The 18346-nt window shown below is 68.9% G+C and carries 4 protein-coding genes and 4 pseudogenes; all 8 read right to left on the bottom strand.

What is annotated here, in order from left to right; genetic code table 11:
* Positions 1–197 precede the first annotated feature (197 nt).
* A pseudogene (locus BHQ18_RS30375) lies at positions 198–950 on the bottom strand (glycerophosphodiester phosphodiesterase); the annotation flags it as partial.
* Positions 951–1859: 909 nt separating this feature from the next.
* A pseudogene (locus BHQ18_RS30985) lies at positions 1860–8846 on the bottom strand (alpha/beta hydrolase); the annotation flags it as partial.
* A gap of 42 nt (positions 8847–8888) precedes the next feature.
* On the bottom strand, positions 8889–9185 hold the full coding sequence (locus tag BHQ18_RS02905) for a WXG100 family type VII secretion target (RefSeq protein WP_069412082.1): 297 nt from the start codon (positions 9183–9185) through the stop codon (positions 8889–8891).
* Positions 9186–9188: 3 nt separating this feature from the next.
* The gene (locus BHQ18_RS02900) at positions 9189–9656 is read right to left on the bottom strand and encodes a YbaB/EbfC family nucleoid-associated protein (protein WP_084293857.1); all 468 of its coding nucleotides are present in this window, start codon (positions 9654–9656) and stop codon (positions 9189–9191) included.
* Positions 9657–10027: 371 nt separating this feature from the next.
* Positions 10028–11371 (bottom strand): annotated as a pseudogene (locus BHQ18_RS02895) (MinD/ParA family ATP-binding protein); the annotation flags it as partial.
* A gap of 56 nt (positions 11372–11427) precedes the next feature.
* The gene (mycP, locus tag BHQ18_RS02890) at positions 11428–12798 is read right to left on the bottom strand and encodes a type VII secretion-associated serine protease mycosin (RefSeq protein ID WP_069412339.1); all 1371 of its coding nucleotides are present in this window, start codon (positions 12796–12798) and stop codon (positions 11428–11430) included.
* Positions 12798–14249 (bottom strand): type VII secretion integral membrane protein EccD, encoded by a 1452-nt coding sequence (eccD, locus tag BHQ18_RS02885; protein WP_069412080.1) that lies wholly within the window; start codon positions 14247–14249, stop codon positions 12798–12800. The genes mycP and eccD overlap by 1 nt, the downstream gene beginning before the upstream one ends.
* Positions 14246–18288, bottom strand: a pseudogene (gene eccCa / locus BHQ18_RS02880) (type VII secretion protein EccCa). Before eccCa ends, eccD begins: the two are co-directional and overlap by 4 nt.
* Between the last annotated feature and the right edge of the window lie 58 nt (positions 18289–18346).

The raw sequence follows: 18346 nt of genomic DNA, 5'->3' as shown, positions 1-18346 counted from the left end.
CGGGCCCGCGCGACGGCCTCCTCGGCCACCCCCAGCGGGTTGCGCAGCTCGTCGGGGCGCACCGGCGGGACGCGCTGCGCCAGGGCCTCCTCGGCCACCGCCCGTGTGGCGTCGGCGTCGGCCGGGACGGGTGGGTCACTTGGCGTCGGTTCCGTTGTCTGGCCGGCGGTCTCGGCTGGACCGGAGACCAGTTCGCCGGTCCGTCCGGGATGGTCGGTGGCGATCCAGCCGACCCCGAGATCACGGGCGTACTGCACATCCGCGGCATCGTTGACAGTCCAGCAGTAGGTGGTCAGCCCGCGCGCGGCCGCGGAGTCGACGAGTTCCGGGTTGGCGCGCAACATGGCGATCGACGGACCGATACCGGTCGCGCCGACCGCGCCGGCCAGATACGGCGCGGTCGGCCCCAACAGGACGGTCGGCAGATTCGGGGCGGCCCGGCGCACGCGCCACAACGCATCCGGGTAGAACGAGATCACTGCCGCCCGCGCCTGTTCGGGTGACTCGGGATTGGCCATACCGTAGCGCTCCAGCAACGCCACGACTTCGCGTTCGAGTTTCCAGCCGCCGCTGTCGGGGTGCTTGGTTTCGATGAACAACGTGACCGGCTGGTCGTGTGCGGCCACCAGCTGCAGCAGCTGCTCGAGGGTGAGAATGCCGGTGTCGGCCCGGGTGTCCGAGGAGCCCCGGCTCGGGTGCCATCCGCCGAAGTCCAGCTGCTGCAACTCGGCCAGCGTCATGTCACCGACGGCGCCCGTCCCGTCCGACGTGCGGTTGACCCGTTTGTCGTGAATGCAGACCAGGTGCCCGTCCTTGGTGAGCCGGACGTCGCACTCTAGGCCGCGGGCACCCTGGCGCAGCGCCTCCCGGTAGCCGGCCAGGGTCTGTTCGGGAAAGTCGTGGGACGCGCCGCGGTGGGCGACGACCCGGCCGCTGTCGTCGCGCGGCACCCACGGGTTCGGTTCTGCGACGGATTGCGACGTGTGGATGCGGTTGCCGGTGAACGGGGTCGCGTCGCTCTCGGGCGCCAAGGCGGCGCGCACAGCGTGGAACGCCGCGATGTCGCTGTGCAGCGCCGCGGTCGCGCAATTGTCACCGACCCAGACGACCGCGCTCGCCTCGCGTGACGGCAACTGGTTTAGCGCCGGACCGGTGATCGCCCCGATCCTGTCGATGGACTGTCGTCCGGCGTGCCAGGCCACGTCGTGCGCGGTGTAGGGGTCGGCGCCGAAGCTGATGACCGCGCGTCCGTCACCGTCGAACGCCGCGGGGTCCAGGGCGAGCAGCAGCGGCGTGTCCAGACCCGCGCGTTCGGCGTCGGCGTCAGCTTTACGCAGCGCATTCTCGATGCGGTTGACTCTGTCGAGGAAGCTGCGTTCGTCACGGCTGGGCCGGACGAACTCGTCGAGCTTGCGCTGCACCTCGTCAGCGCGACCTCGATACTCTTGCAGCACAAGGCGATTCGCGGTATCCCGGACGGCCGCCGGAATACCCTCGGAGTTGCCGATGTGGTGCGGGTAGCTGGCGATCAGGCTCTCGCGCTGCGCATCGGACAGACCTGTCCACCACGCCGCATTGTCGCGCGCGCGTTGGACGGCCAGATCCGCGTCGCCGATCGGGCTGCGCAGATCGGCGGCGTCGACACCCCGCTGCGCGAGCACCGCGTCGGCCTCCGCCAGGGCGATGTGGTCCGGAATTCCCGTCACCCGGCCGATGAAGCCGGCAGCTGCGAGGTCACGCGCGCTTCCGTCGTACGAGTCGGCGGGTTGCCCGTTGCTGTCCAGATAGCCGACCGCGGTGCGGCGCACTGCCTGTTCGCTCCACGGCGGCGGCCATCTCTTGAGCTCCCCGCTGTGCGGATCTATCAGATAAACCTTGCCGCCGTCGTTGACCGCCAGGAACGCGTGACCGGCTTGGCCGCGACCGTTCCACCGTGACGCCAGCACCGCGGAGGATCCGTCGCCTCGTGTCAGAAGTTCCGCCTCGACGTCCGCATAGGTGGCGAACCCGGAACGCAACCCGATGGCCTCGAACAACTTGACCGCGGGTACCCCGCGCGGTGAGGGCGCCGCGGCGAGCTGGAAGACCCGGCCGTACCTGGCGGCCAGTTGGTCGACCACGTCGAACGCGCAGTTGCTGTCACGACCGAAACGGGGGTTCCAAATGTTGCGCCGATTAACGGGGTAATGGCCGCCCGGGTCGTCGTGCACACGCAGCGGACGGCCGATGGCCGGATCGACGGTCCCCTCGGCGGGACGGCGCCCGACGCGCGGCAGCTCACGCAGCGTCCGATGGTTCTCGAAGTCGACCCGGTCTACGCGTTCGGCCGCGATCCGCCCGAAATTGGCCAGCGCTTCGCTGCGCACCCGCAACGTCGCGGGGTCGTGGTAGGCCCAATACAAGCTGTGCGTCATCCGCGAGCCGGCGCCGTAGCGGTCCAGCAGGTCCGGGAATTCAGCGGTGATCCGTCGGGCGCCGAAGGTATCCATCGCCGGATCGACGCCTTGGCCGATGGCCCGGATGAACCGTCCTCGATCTCCTGGCCGCTCGCCACCCAGGCCGGTGGTCCGGTCGCGGGACGACGCCGCGACGAAAACGTTGTCGGCGCCGATGCCGAAATCGCTCGCGTGCTGCAGGGGTCCGGCGCCGGGCGAGCCGATCAGCGTGATGGTCTGCACCTGCCCGGCCAGCCGCCTGCCGGCACCCGCGTGGCTGACGGTGCTCGAACCGTAGGAGTGCGCGAAGATGTGGTTGCCGGTGAATTGGCTTCCGTCGCCGGTGAATACGTTACGCCCGGCGTTGAACGCCCGTAGGTCGCTGGCGAAGATCTCACCGCCCTGTCGGGCCATCCGCTGGGACGTCACGCGCACGTCCCAGCTGCCCGGCGGCTCGTAGCCGAGGTAGGTGATCGATGCCGCCGACAGGTTCGGGTTCTCGGCGAGGGTCGACTGCAGCTGGTTGAAGCCCCGCAGCATCATCGTCCGGAGCTTCTCGATCGTGGTGGACATGCCCGGCACATACCAGGACACCGAATCGGCGGTGTACGGGTCGGCGCCGAAGCTGACGATCGCGCGTCCGACACCGTTGAACGCGCGCGGGTCCAGCGCCAGCAGATAGGGCCCGCCGACCTGGGCCCGGGTGGCGTTCTTGTGCGCGGCGCGCAGCCCGTCCTCGATCTTGCCCATCAACGCGACGAACTTTTCGTGTGCGCCGTTGAGCGCGACACCGTTGTCGCGCCGCGACATCAGCAGGTCTCGATACGCCAGATACTTCTGCAGCATCAGCGAATTGGCGTCGTGGCGCGCCATCGGTGGGATACCTTCGGCGTTGCCCACCTGGTGCGGATAGGCTTGGATCAGCGCCTGTTGCTGCGTCTCCGTCAATCCCGCCCACCACCGGGCGTTGGCGTCCGCGCGCTGGACCGCCGCGTCCACGGCGACCCTGTGGTCGGCCGGACTCATCATCTCCTCGGCGACGATCCCGCGCTCGGCCAGCGCCGTGTCCGCCACCACCTGGGCGGCGGCCGGCACTTGTTCGGTGTCCGCGGCGATCAGTTCGCGCGGTGACGGAACCTCTCCTGGCAGCGTCTCGGTGTGCACCGGCAACCGCTGGAAGCGGGGGTTCCAGATTCGTCTGCCGTCGACGGAGTGCCTGGCATGGGGGTCGTCCTCCAGGCGCAACGGACGGCCGATCGCCGGTTCGACCGTGACCAGTCGTGGCTTGCGCAGCCACCGCTTCTGTTCGACGAGAGTGCGGTGTCCTTCGCGGTTGACCTGGTCTTGTTGACCCGCAGCGATGCGCCCGAAGTTGGTCAGCGACTCGCTGCGGATCCGCAGAGTGCCGGGATCCAGGTAGCCCCAGTAGAGGCTGTGTGTCATCCGAGATCCCGGTCCGCTGTGGTCCAGTACCGCTGGGAACTCGGCGGTGATTCTGACCGCACCGAAGGTGTCCATCGCCGGATCGATGCCCTGGCCCATCCGTCGCACGGTGCGGCCGCGGTCACCGGGCCGCTCGCCACCCAGTCCCGGTGTGCGGTCCCGCGACGACGACGCGACGAACACGTTGTCGGCACCGATGCCGAACTCGCTCGCATGATGCAGCGGGCCTGCGCCAGGCGAGCCGATCAGCGTCACGGTCTGCATGTCCTCGGCGAGCTGGCCGCCCCTGCCGGCATGGCTGACCGTGGTGGAGCCGTAGGAGTGGGCGAAAACGTGGTTGTTGCGGAAATGTGTTCCGTCGCCGGTGAACACGTCACGCCCGGCGTTGAACGCGAGGAGGTCGCTGGCGAAGATCTTGCCGCCGTTGCCGGCCATCCGCTGGAACATGACATTGGGGTCCCAGCTGCCCGGCGCCTTGTAGCCGATGTAGGTGATCGAGGCGGCCGACAGGTCCGGGTTCTGTTGCAGCGTGGACTGCAGTTGGTTGAACCCGCGCAGCATCATCGCGCGCAGTTTTTCGATCGTCGTCGTCATGCCGGGCACGTACCAGGACACTGAGTCGGCGGTGTAGGGGTCGGCGCCGAAGCTGACGATCGCCCGGCCGTTGCCGTCGAAGGCCGACGTGTCCAGGGCGAGCAGATACGCGACCTGGGCGCGTTGGGTGTTGCGTTCGGCGGAGCGCAGCGCGGCTTCGATCTCGTTGATCAGATTGACGAACTGCTCCTGCTTGCCGGTGAGTTCGAGGCCGTTGTCACGGCGGGTTTCCAGCAGGTCCCGGTCCGCGAGGTGGGTCTGCAGCATCCGGGAGTTGGCCTCGTGGCGGGCCATCGGTGGGATGCCTTCGGCGTTGCCGATCTGATGGGGGTAGGCCTGGATCAGTGCCTGCTGCTGCCTCGGCGACAGTCCCTTCCACCAGTGGCCGTTGTCGCGCGCGAGGTCGACGGCTGCGTCGACCTTCTTGGTGTGATCGGCCGGGCTCTTGATGGCGTCGGCGTCGAGACCTCGTTGTGCCAGAGCCTCATCGGCGATCTCGCGGGCACTCGACGGGTCGAGTTCGGCCGGCGTGAGTTCGGCCGGTGCGGTCTCGGCTGGTGTGTCGGGCGGGGACAGTTCGCCGCCGTCGGCCTGGCTGGGTTCGACCGCGGGGGGTGGCGGCGTGCGCCATCGCGGCGTCCAGGGGCGCCGGACCGCGCGGTCGTCGGCGTGCTCGCCGTCGTCGAGTCGCAGCGATCGCGCTGCGGCGGGTTCGACCGTGCGAAGGTGCGGTCTTCGAAGCGGGCGTTCGTCGATGGCGCGGTGTGCCTCGAAGTCAAGGCGGTCTGGATGCCCCGCGGCGATCCGACCGAAGTTGGCCAGCGACTCGGTGCGCACGGGTGGGTCGGCCGTGCGGTCGACGAACCTGTAGTAGGACAGGTGCGTGCCCCAGGTCCGGCGGCGGTCCATCGCGGCGGAGAACTCCGCGGTGATCCGCTGAGCACCGAACGACGACATCGCCGGGTCGACGCCGAGATTGACCCCGAAGATCCGCCCGGCCGCGCCGGCGAGTCGGGCGCCGACCGCCGCGACCGGGTCCCGCGACGAGGCTGCGACATAAACGTCGACGTCCGAGCCGAATTCGGCGGCGTTTCGCACCGGTCCCGCCCCCGGCGAGCCGATCAGGGTGACCGTGCGGACGTCGTGCGCCAACCGCCCGTCGCGACCCGCGTGGCTCGCCGTCGTGGACCCGTAGGAGTGCGCGAAGATGTGGTTGCCGCGGAAGTGGCTGCCGTCGGCCGCCCAGGCATCACGCGCGGCGTTGAAGGCGCGGATGTCGCTGTAGAGGATCGCCGCACCCTCGCGCGCGGCGTTCTGGCTGGCAGCCCCCAGCAGCCCGCTCGGGGTGTCATACCCGATCCAGGCGATCGATGCCGCTGTGACCGTCGGGTTCTCCTGAAGTGTGGCTTGCAGGTGGTTGAGCGCATCTCCCATGCACGGACCCAGCTGGTCGATGTTCATCTTCAGGCCCGGAACATGCCATGACACCGAATCCGCGGAGTACGGGTCGGCGCCGAAACTGACCAGGGCGCGCCCGTTCCCGCCGAATGCCAGCGAGTCGAACGCCAGCAGCAGCGGCCCGCCGACTCCGGCGTCCGTGGCCCGATCGCGTGCCTGCGTCAGCTGCTCGCTGATGCGCTCCAGGCGAGCCAGTTGCTTGCGCTGCTCGCGGGTGAGCCGTTCACCGCGTTCGCGGCGGGCCTGCAGTTCCCTGCGGTCCTTGTCCAGCGACTGCGTGTTGGCCTCGTGGCGAGCGGAGGCCGGGATCCCCTCGGCGTTGCCGACGTGGTGCGGGTAGGTGTGCAGCAGGGCGCTCTGCTCGGCGCCGGTCAACCCGGCCCACCAGGCGGCGTTGTCGCGGGCACGCGCGCTGGCCGCCTCCATCAACCCGAGCGGATTGCGCAACTGGTCGGCTGACTGGACCGGCGGCACTCGCCGCGCGAGCGCCGAGTCGGCGACCATGTGCTGCGGAACAACGTCGCGCCAGCGCTCCCCCGCGGCCTGTTCGCCCTCCGGTGTCGACGACGGACCACTCTCGTCGGGATGGCCCGCGGCCAGTCCGATGGCGGCGGGCGCGACGAGTTGGCTGATGTCGCTGAGCGGTTCGGTCGCCGTCCCGTGCTCGTCGAGATAGCCGACAGCTGAGCGCAACACTTCGTCCTGTTCCCATCGTGGGGGCCAGGGCCGACGCTCACCGGTGGTGGGATCCTCCAGGAAGAGGCTGCCGTTGTCGTTGACTGCGAGGTACGCGTGCGCGCCCTGGTTTGGTCCGCCAGCCCACACCGAGGTCACGATCGCCGACGAGCCGGGTCTCATGCGCGCCAGCTGTGCCTCCAGCTGCGCGAGTGTGGCGAACTGACCGCCGGAGCCCAGCGCCCGGAACAGCGCCGTGGCCGGTGTGCCTTGCGGCGACGGCATCTCTTCGAGACGGATCTCCCGGCCGTACCGGTTCGACAGTGCCGCTGCGACCCGCTGGACGCAGTCGTTACGCGACGGCAGCGCATCGGAGCCGTCGGGCGTGCCCTGCGGATCGACCTGGATGGCCTGCGGATCCGGATGATTCGTGGCCACACCGTCTTCTGCGAGCCGGGCCGCGGGGGCGGGGCCGTCGACTGCGGCGGCGGCCGGTGCGGCTTGTGGTCGCGCGGTGTCCGGCGCTTGTTCGCCAGTTTCATCGGTGCGACGGCGGGGCGGCGTTGGTGAAGCCGGTGAATGGGGTGCCGGCCGGGCCCCGTTGGTCGATGTGCTGCCGGTGGTCGGTGTGCTGCCGGTGGTCGGTGCGCTACCGGCGGTCGGTGAGATCGGTGTGGGAGCAGCTGGCGTCGATGTGACCGCGGCGGAGGGCGCAGGTGTGGCGGCCGGATCTTCGGCGCTTCCGCGTTGATCGGTGTTCGCCGGCGGCTCGATGCTGGACTGGTTCGTGGGCGATGAATCCGATACCGGTTCCCCACCGATGACATGGGATGCATCGGCGGTGTCGGCGACCGGTTGTCCGTTCGCCGAGGTGTCGGGTGCGCTGTCTGCGACCGCAAGTCCGGGCGGGCTGGGGCTCGCGGGGTCGTGACCGCTTTGTCCGTCGACGATCCGGGCACCGTCAGATGCGGGCTCCGAGGCGGGATCAGAGCCGTCGACCTGGGTTGTCGGCTGCGCGGTTCGGGTGCCTTCCCCGGTGTCATCGCTCTGGTGGTCGGCGGTCGCTGGGGCATCGCTGACCGCGGGATCGTTGTGTGTCGCAGGCTGGTTGGCCTGCGCGTGGCCGTCTGCCGCGGGCTGGGCACCGTTCGTGGGTTGGGCACCGTTGGTGGGTTGGGCACCGTTCGTGGGTTGACTGTCGTCGGGCCGGCCGGTCGTCCGTTCCGAGTCGTCGGAATCCGGATCGTTGTGGGGTCCTTCGCCTTCGGGCGCCGAGCCCGGGTCGGCCGGAGGGCCGGGCAGCTGCCCGTTGTTCGACCGAATCGGGGTCGCAGGCATCACACCGGCTCCCTTGAGACCGCCGGCACTGCTGGTCACCGAACTGACCAGGACCGTGAAGGGATCGAAGTCACCGCCGACCGACGCCGTTGCCGCGACATTGCCCACCAACCCGGCGGTGAGGAATGTGGTCACGCCCTTCGCCCGGGCGCCTGCCATGGTGCGTGCAGGTCCGAGGTAGGCCGATACGGGGACGGCACTTCCGCCGCCGGCCGCACCGCCGGCTGTCGAGGCGATCCCGTTCAGCAGCAGCCGTTGACCGTTCACGTTGTAGCGGTCACCTTGCAGCGCGTAAACGATCCCTTCCTGAGTCGCGGCAATCGCCAGTTCCTGACCGGCTTCTTTCGGGGCTTCCCTCAGACCCGCCTTGACGAGTTGTTTCACCGTCGTCCTGGCCAACATCTCGCGCACCTTGGCGGCAAGGCGCCGAAGCAGCAGTGCGATCAGTTGTCGGAACGTGGTGACCGTCGCCCATTCGATGGCCGGGATCGCCGCCAGCGAGCCGCCGAACGTCGGACCCGACATCGCCAGCGCGTAGGTGATCTCGGCCGCGGCCAGAGCGAGTCCGACCACGATCGAATATTTCGAGTACTGGATCTCGCTGCCGGTGTAGCCGGACGACTCGCCGAGCGCTCTGACCGCATCGGAGAGTTTGTCGACCGCGTAGTCCCCGTCGAACAGCATGGCGAACTGTTTGTCCGCGGCATTCGCGGTTTCGCCCATCAGCACCGAGAGCGTCTCGCCACGCACCCGGTTCAGGTCGGGTATCAGCTCATCGAGTTGATCGGCAGCGGCCTGCAGATGCTCCTGGATGCGGAACATGCCGGACTCGCTGCCCTGTGGCCACTCGTCTCCAGCCAGGTAGGACACCCACTGGAGCCAGGGGGGAATGTCGAAGTCCATCGCAGAAAGCCGCGCGCGACGTCACGCGCCGTGGGGGCGGAGTTAGCCCTGGTCCTGTTGTTCGAACGAGTCCGCGGCCTCCTTGAGACCCGTCGAGTAGTAGTCCAGCAGACCGGTTTTCGCGGCGACCGAACCGTCGACCCAATCTTGCTGGGCCAGATAGCCGCTGTCCCCGTTGGCGTACTGGTCGCCGATCTTGTCGTCACCCCAGGCGGCGCCTTCGCCGCTGAGGCTGTCCCGCAGAGTCGACAACACCTCCTTCATTCGCGTGCTGACATCGTTGAGATGTTGTGATGCCGCACGCAGGTCGGGTGGTGTCACACCAAGCGGATCTGCCATCGGTCACCTCCTCACGGTGGGGAACGCGGAATCGGTTGTGTTATCGCTGTCATTCGGGCCGGGCTGCTGTCCGGCGACGACCGGGGATTCGAATCCGGGCGGGCTCAGGTCCCGCAGATCGGGTGCCCCGTCGAAGAAGTCCGACAGTGATGGCAACGCGCGTCGGCGTTCGGCGACCGGCGCCATCATCTCGCTGACCCGGCTTGCGGCCGAACGGATCGCGGCCTGTGCAGCTTGGGTGATGTGTCCGGCGAGTTCGTCGAAGTCGAACTCGTCGAGGTAGGTTTCGTCGATCGCGGTGTCGATGAGGTGCCCGTGGGCGTTGACGGTGACCTCGACCAGTCCGTCGGCCGCGGTCGCACTCGCGGTCAGCTGCGCTTGCGACTTCTGCACCGCCGCGATCTCGGCCATCTGCTCCTGCACGAGGGCCAGGACCTCGGTCATCTGATGACGCAGCGCTTCGTTACTCAAACTGCCTCGCTCACCACTACCCCGCCGCGCGGTGCGGGGGTCACGTCGGATTCGGCTCATCTTGACAGACGGTCACTCTGACGCAAGTCATTTATTACGAAAGCCGTTGGTTTTGTTAGTTTTTCGTTCGTCGGCGTCAATTTGTCCGGCATTGCCAACGTCGGGGATTGGCGCGGATGACGTTTTGCCGATGCATCCGATCAGGCCCTCTGCCTGCGGTGGCCGGTCCGGCGTCGGATTGCCCGCGGCGGCGGATGACCCGGCGACGTAGTTTGCGAATAGAACTCGATGGTGTTGCCCCGCAGACCTTCTGAGCGGCTGACTCGCGCCCGCAGTTCGCGGCAACGCCGCGACGGGAGCCTCCCTGCCGGTTACTGGCGGTGGCGGCCGCCGCGCAGCCTGGGGAACTTCTCCGCAATCGACCCGGCCAGTTCGAGGTACGCGTCGAGGGTGGCCGGTTTCAGCGAATCGATGTCGATGTCGGCCCCTTCGGCCAGGTGCGGGTCGAACGGGATCAGGTGTACCGATCGGCAGCGGGCTTCGAAGTGTTCGTAGACCTTGTCGATCTTCAGCGCGGCCGAACCGGGACGCGACGCGCTGAGCACGACATGGGCCTCACGCACCAGTGCGGAATGGCCGTGCTGCATCAGCCAATCCAACGTTGCCGACGCGCTGCGTGCGGCATCGATTGCCGGCGAACTGACCAGGACGATGCTGTGCGCCAGGTCGAGCACCCCGGACATGGCCGAATGCATGATTCCGGTTCCGCAGTCGGTGAGGATGATGTTGTAGAACTGTCGCAACAGATCGACGGTACGCCGGTAGTCGTCCTCCCCGAAGACTTCGGACACCGCGGGTTCCTGTTCGCTGGCCAGCACCTCCATGCGACTACCGGCCATCCGGGTGTGGTTGCGGACATCGGCGTACCGCTCGATGCCGGGGTCCGACAGCAGGTCTCGGACAGTGGACTGGGTCGACCGGTCTCGCACCCGTTCGGCCAGCGTGCCCCGGTCGGGATTGGCGTCGACCGCGACGACGCGGTCGTTGCGTGTCATCGCCAGTGCCGATCCGAGCCCGATCGTCGTGGTGGTCTTGCCCACCCCGCCCTTGATCGACAGCACCGCGATCCGGAAGTCGCCGGCGATCGGCGTGCGGATCCGGGCGAGCAGATCTGCTTTTCGGCGTTCCTTGCGGGATTCGCCGGGATTGAGATATCCCCCGCTGGCGCGTTGTACCGCACGTCGCCAGCCTGACTGCGGCGCGCGCCGGTCACGCCGCACCACTTCGGCCTCGTCGAGCGACGGTGCAACCCGAAACCCCTTGGGCGCGGCAATATTGCGAGCCGGTTCCCCGATGCGTTGCCGTGGCGGCGCCCAACCCGGTGGTGGCACCAGCCATTGCGGAGGCGGCAACGGCGGCAGCGGCGGAGGCGGTGGGGCCAGAGGTGGTGGGGCCAGAGGTCGTGGGGCCAGAGGTGGCGGGGGTGGTCCCGCCCAGCCCGGCTGCTCGGCCGGCAACGCCGGCGGGACATCGGGCTCAAGCTCGGTGGGCTCAGCGTCCGGTTCGGCGACCTCCGGCGGTGAATCGAACCGGTCGGCGAACGCACGCGAGCCGATCGTCGTGTGGAGCTGCCACGGTGGCGGGGCCAAGCGGCGCGCCGGCGGGCGCCGTGACTCCGTGGTGTCCTCAGCGCGTTCTGTCGGGGCGTTGTGTGGGCCCACGGATTCTGCGGGCCCGCCGTTGAGCGACATGTCGTAGGCCATCTCTTTCCTCATCGGTCCCGTCTCCTGGTCGCGGTCAGTGCGAGCGCGGCGGCCATCGCCATCACGCTGGCGCCGGTGACCGCCCAGACGATTGCCCGGGCTCTGGCGTCTCCCGAATCCTGTTGTGGGGGAAGGTCGATTCGCATTTCGGTCGGCGCGGCACCGGGTACTACCTGATGGGTCAGCGCGGCCACCGGATCCACCACGCCGTAGCCGGTGGCCAGATCGGGGCCGCGCCCGGGGGTGCGCGCAGTCCGTTTGACCAGGTCCATCACCTCAGCGGCGCTCAGTTCGGGAAAGCGCGACCGGATCAACGCCACCATGCCTGCGACGAACGGCGTCGCGAAGCTGGTCCCGTTCAGCGGTGCCAGGCCGTCGCGCCCCATCTGGGCGTTGATCACGCCGGGACCGTTGGGGTCCAGCGAGGTGATCCGCTCGCCGGGGGCGGCCACCGCCACCCAGGGGCCGTGCAGGCTGAACTCCGCAGGGGCCGCCGACGGTGTCACCGCGGCCACCGCCAGCACATAATCGTCGAACCAGGCCGGGCTGGCGATGGTGCCGACCGATTCCCAGGCGGTTTCCAGCGGTCGGTTCGGATCGGCCATGGTGTTCTGGGCATTGCACATGCTCTGGGTGTTGAAGTTGCCTGCGGCCGCCACCACGACCACGTTGCGTTCGAACGCGTACCGCACGGCGCGGCCGAGTTCTGCATCGTCGAGTCCGGACGCCACGGGCGCGCAGGCGACCTCGGACATGTTGATCACCGTGGCCCCGAGGTCGACCGCCCGAGTGATGGCCAGCGCCAGCGTGTGCGTGTTACCGAAGCCCGGCGACACCGCGTTCGGGTCGTCACCGGTGTCCGCGGACGTGCCGACCGGGCCGAACGCACCGCTGTTCTGACGGATGGACAAAATGACGGCGTCCGGTGCGATGCCTGCGAAACTGTCGTCGGGCGACGGTGCGGCGGCGATGATTCCCGCCACGAGTGTGCCGTGCGCGTCGCAGTCCTGCAGCCCGTCGGAGGTGCCGACGTAGTCACCACCGGCCTCCAGCGAGCGCAGGCGCGGGTGCGGGTTCACACCGGTATCGATCACCGCGACCTTCTGTCCCGCACCTCGCGAGAACCGCCACGCCGAGCGGTAGTCGAGCATGGCCTCGGCGCTGGTGCGCTTGGTCAGGTCGGTGGCGGGCAGCACGCCCGTCGGGATACCGCAGATCGCTTTCAGCTCGGTCGGGACAGGGGGGCCGACGGGGCCGGCGGGCGGCGGACCGGGGTCGACGACCGGTGGGGCGAGGGCACCGGCGGGTGCGGGTGGCGCGACGCCCGTCACCATGGCTACCGCCAGCATCAGCGCCGCAGCGCGCGCCGGAGACCTCATCACGGCGCCAGCCACTCGTAGACGCCGAGCGGCCACAGCGCCGCAGGGATCACCGCGGCCACCGCGCAGTAGTCGACATAGGCCGCGGCGGTCGAAAGCCACCGCGGTGGGCGGCTTCCGACCAGTGTCAGCCCTGCCGTCACCGATGCGGCGGCGAGGACACCGAGCACGACGATTCCCGTGGCCGCCAACCACGGGTCACCGTGCTGCACCTGAACGCATCCGAACAACACCAGTGCGACGGCCGGCACGGACAGCGCGAACCGCTCCGCCGCGTGGGTCAGCCGACAGCCTCGCAGCGCGAGCACCGCAGCGCACACCACTGCGAAAACCATGGCCTGCCCGGTGGTCTCCCGCTGCACCAGGGCGCCTACCGATGCGATGACGACGATCGCCAACCCGGCCAACAGGCCGGCCCGGGTCAAAGTGGCCGACCGCACTCTCGTCCAGACCTCTTCGGCACTGGGCATGGCGGCGCCCGCGTCGACCTCGGCCTCGCCGGCAGAACCGAACTGATCAGCGCGGTCCGCGGTGCGCACGTGCGCCACCGGCACCCGGTTCCACCTCGTGGTCAGCCGCGGAACGCACAGGCACAGCAAGATCGCCGACGTCGCCACCACGACCGCGACGGCGGCGCTGTCCGCTCCGGCCGCGACCGCCAGTGATGAGAGTGCACCGGTCGTCGAAACGACCAGGGCGGCAACGTAAATACCCTTGCCTGCGCCGATCAGCCACAGGCACAGCGCCGTCGCGGCAGCCACCACCGCAGCCGCGACGGCGATCGCAACGGGTCCCGAGTTACCTGCCGCGGTCCAGCCCAGGGCGCCGGTGAGCATCACCACGGGCACTCCGGCGAGCGCGGCGATGTCACGACGCGCGAGGACACGGTGGGCCAGCGTCGCGCCACCGACAAGCGTGACGACGGTCAGCGTGGCACCGCCGGCCACCACCGCGCGGTGAGCCGAAAGCGCCTCTGCGGTCAGCAGGTAGATCCACACTGCCGCGCACGCCCATAGACCCGCGACGGCCATCACGCGCGCGGCCACGGCGTCCCACGCCGCATACGAGGTGCGGTTGAGGCGGGCTGCGGCGTCCACCACGTCGTCATAGAGCGTCGGCGGGGTCAATGCCTCCTGCTGGGTCAGCATCAGCAACTCACCGTTGGTGACGCCCGCGTCGCGCAGGGTCTGATCTGGTGCCAGCACGGCGCCGCCCTCGGCGCGGCGCAGGACCCAGAAGGTGCGCCGTCCGTCGCGGTCGGCCAGCTCGTCGTCACGGGGCGCGTCGCGGGAGGTGATCAGCCGGGAGAGCTCGGGCAGGAACGCCGCCACGGCGACCTCGGCGGGCAGCGCCACATCGAGTTGGGTACGTCCGCCCAGCACCGCCACCCGCATCAGCTCGGGTGCGGCGGACACCGTATCCACGGTGCGAAGTTCCTCGATGCCGGTCACAGGTCGGGCATCCTCGACAGCTGGATCACGCCGCTTTTCATGCTGCGCGACACCAGCATTCCGCGGCCGGGCGCCATCGCAGAGGCTTTGTACCCGCCGAACAGCGGGCCCTCCTCCTTGCCGCCGCTCATCACCAGACCGTTGCACGACAGGTCCTTGAGCCGGCCCACGATCGGGTCGAGCATCGCGCGCCCGGCTCCTCCGCTGCGGCGGGTCAGGACCACCCGCAGGCCGATATCACGCGCCTGGGGCAGGTACTCCACGAGCGGGCCCAACGGATGACTGAGTGATCCGCCGGGGATCAGGTCGTAGTCGTCGATCATCACGAACAGATCCGGCCCGGACCACCACGACCGGTCTTTGAGTTGCTGCTGGGTGATGTCATCGGGCGGCAGCCGTTCGCTCAGCGCGCCCGCCAGCGCGGTCATCAGTTCGGTGCACGACTGCGGTGCGGTGGCATAGCCGCCGAGGTACTCGTCGGCGATGGCGCCGAGCATCGAGCGCCGGAAGTCGACCAGGATTATCTTGGCCTCGGCGGGCGTGGCGTTCTCCATCACCCCGGCGGCGATGTTGCGCAGCAGACCGGTTTTGCCGCACTCGGTGTCGGCGAACGCCACCAGGTGCGGCTGGGCGTCGAAATCGACCACGACGGGTGCGAGTTCCTCCTCGTTGATGCCGATCGCGATGCGTGAGCGGCTCAGCAGCCCGGCGGTGCGGGCGGCGGCGACGACGGCGTCGCGGTCGACGTTGTGAGGCAACATCCGCACCCGCGGGGCCTCGCGTTCGCCGTAATGCGCGCGCATCGCTTCGACCGCGCTCGCCACCCCGGCGGGCAGATCCTCCACCTCGGAGCTCGAGTCAAGCCGGGGCAGCCCGATCAGGATGTGCAGCCGTTCCGGGTTGATGCCGCGACCCGGCCTGCCGATCGGTACCAGCTCTGCGGCCTTGCGGCCGACCTCGCTGTCGATCGGGTCGCCCAGCCGTAGCTCGATCCGGGTGCCCAGCATGTCCTTGACGGCGGGCCGGATCTCCATCCAGCGGGAGGCCGAGATCGCCAGATGCACACCGTAGGACAGGCCCTGGATGGCCAGTGACTGCAGGACCGGGTCGAGGGAGTCGAAATCACTTTTGATCGACGCCCAGCCGTCGACAACGAGCACGACGTCTCCGTAGCGGTCCTTGCTCAGCGGATGACGCGCGGCCTCCTCGGGCGGCAGCGCGGCCAGTTCGGCCTTGCGCTGACGGAAATCGCGCATCGACTCGATGCCCTGGTCGCGGAACAGTTGCTCGCGCGCGCGCAGCACTCCGGCGACCTCGGCGACGGTGCGCCGGATCGCGTCGGCGTCCATCCGGCCCGCCACCCCGCCGACGTGCGGCAGCTTCGCGAGTCCGGTGAGGGTGCCGCCACCGAAATCCAGGCAGTAGAACTGGATCTGCTCGGGGGTGTGCGTGGCGGCCGCCGACATGATCAGCGACCGCAGCGCCGTCGACTTGCCCGACTGCGGGCCGCCGACGACGGCGACGTTGCCCTGTGCGCCGGCGAGATCGATGGTGAGCACGTCGCGGCGCTGGTCGTAGGGTCGGTCGACCACACCGATGGGCAACCACAGCCGGCCGTTGAGGTTGACCGGGGACGTCCAGTCGGGGTCGGTGAGCAGGTCGTTGACCGCGGGGCTGTCTTCGAGCGGCGGCAGCCACACTTCGTGCGCGGGTCGCCCGTGCCCGCGCAGCCTGCTGACCGCGACATCGAGGAGGGTCGACTTGCGGGTGCCGACGGTGACTCCGGAGGTGCCTGCGCGGGCACGCGGTCGGGAGAAGGCACCGCGGGCGCGTCTTTCTTCACCGGTGTCGCGGTGAACAATTTCGGTGCCAGCGCACCCAGATGGGAGGCGCGGCCCGCCCGCACCGCCACCCGTGGTTTGACGTACTCCCCGGACACGTAGCTGGCGTTGAACCGGATGGGTTCGGAAGCATCGCATTTCAGAAACGCCGACCCGGGCACACTGGGCAGGTGGTAGGCGTCGGGCACGCCCAGGACACTGCGCGATTCGCCCGCCGAGAAGGTCTTCAGCCCGATCCGGTAGGACAGATGGGAGTCCAGCCCGCGCAGTTTGCCTTCTTCCAGGCGCTGCGACGCCAACAGCAGATGCATGTGCAGGGACCGGCCGAGCCTGCCGATCATCACGAACAGCTCGGCAAAATCGGGTTTCTGCGCAAGCAGTTCGGAGAACTCGTCGACGATGACGAACAGTGCGGGCAGCGGCTCGAGGTCGGCGCCGTTGGCGCGCGCGTGTTCGTACTCGCTGACTTTGGAGAAGTTGCCGGCCGATCGCAGCAGCTCCTGACGGCGGTTCATCTCGCCGGCGAGCGCATCGCGCATCCGGTCGACGAGGGTCAGTTCGTCCTCGAGGTTGGTGATGATGGCCGCGACGTGCGCGAGCCCCTCGAACCCGAGAAACGTCGCTCCACCTTTGAAGTCGACGAGGACCAGGTTCAGCGCCTCCGGTGAGTGCGAGGTGACCAGCGACAGCACGAGGGTGCGCAGAAATTCCGATTTGCCTGAGCCCGTCGCCCCGATGCACAGACCGTGCGGACCCATCCCGCCTTCGGCGGCCTCCTTGATGTCGAGTTCGAGCGGCTGCCCGCCGGGGGTGATGCCGATCGGGACCCGGAGGCGTTCCCGCGGTGACCGGTTGCGCCACACCGTCTCCGGGACGATCTCGGCGGCGTCGGCGATCTTCAGCAACGACATCAGCCCGGGATCCACCGCACGCGAATCGGGTTCGAGGCTGACGATGTGCGCCGCGTTCGCGGAGCGGAACTGTCCGATCCGCCGCGCCGTCGTCTCCGCCTCGGCGACAGTGATGGTGTCCGGGGTGGCGAACCGCTCGACGCCGACGGCGGTCCGCGCCCCGACGTGTTGCCCGTCCTCGTCCTCCTCGACCACGACCTGCAGACCACGTCGCGCGGCGGCGCCGTCTCGCGGCCCGTTGAGATCGAGCAGCGTCACACCGTCCATGCCGGCGTCGGTGACCAGCCGCTCGTCCCCGGTCACAAACCCGTCGTCGAGCACCACCACCAACTGTTTGAGGCCCTGCGTCGGTTGCGCGTTACGGCTGAACCGGCCGCGCTCGTTGAGTTCACCGGCCAGCGTCGACTCGAGGAGTCCGAGCGTCGGAAACAGCAGCCGCATGGAACCCATCCCGTCGCGGAGCGCGGCGTGTTGGGCGTGCGGCAGCCACTTCACCCAGCTCCACGTGGCACCGTCCGGGTTCGCGGTCACGACGGCGACCTGTACATGGTCGGGCCCGTGAAAGGTGCACAACTCCAGCACCATCGACCGCACCAGTTGCTGAGCAAGCCGGCGCTCACCCTCGAACGTGATGGTCGGGAAAGCGCGCAGCGACACCGCGGTCGGCAGCGCATGCACCACCGAATGGGTCTTGACGAAACGGCGCAACGCCACCGTCGACACCGGCTCGAGGTCTTCGGGCGGACCGGTCTCCGGCGCCATCAACCGGGTCGCGAGGCGGTGTGTGCCGACACCGACGCGGATATGGCAGTAGTCGGCGTCGGTGGGTCGGCGCTCCCACATACGGCGCGTGCCCACCACGTCGGCGAGCGCCCGCGGATCGGGGTGGCTCCACTCCAGCGCGGCCCGCTGTTCCTGCCCCGTGGTCTCTGCCTCGTCTCGAAGATTCGCTAAGTAGCTGAAGTAGTCCTTTCGTTCCTCGTTGAGTTCGGCCGCAGCCTTGCCGGTACGGGCGTTGCCGCCCATGAACATTCCGGCCATTGACATGATCATCATCATCGGAAAGATGAGGAACATCGGGTTGCGCGTGAGGTCGCGCCCGCCGACGGTGATCATCAGGGCGATCATCCCGATCACCGCGACGATCATCACGAACGGCATGAGCCGCATCGCAAGGTTGCCCGGTATCACCCGCGGCACTTCGGGTGGCGGCGCGAGATTGACTTCGCCACCGGGCATCCGAGGAGGCACCACCCGCAGGCGGCGGACGAATCCCTTGGTGCTCACCCGTTTGCTCCCGACGTTTCGGACTCCGCGGGGGCTATCGTCTGCGACGATAGAACCC

The sequence above is a fragment of the Mycolicibacterium flavescens genome (genome assembly GCF_001722335.1).
Lineage (GTDB): Bacteria > Actinomycetota > Actinomycetes > Mycobacteriales > Mycobacteriaceae > Mycobacterium > Mycobacterium flavescens.
Note: the sequence above shows the minus strand (reverse complement) of the source record. Positions and strands in the feature narration are given on the sequence as shown.

Bases quoted from the DNA above. Each gene is read 5' to 3' on its own strand.
- BHQ18_RS02905 (WP_069412082.1), bottom strand. From the start codon at position 9,185: ATGGCAGATCCGCTTGGTGTGACACCACCCGACCTGCGTGCGGCATCA.
- mycP (WP_069412339.1), bottom strand. From the start codon at position 12,798: ATGAGGTCTCCGGCGCGCGCTGCGGCGCTGATGCTGGCGGTAGCCATG.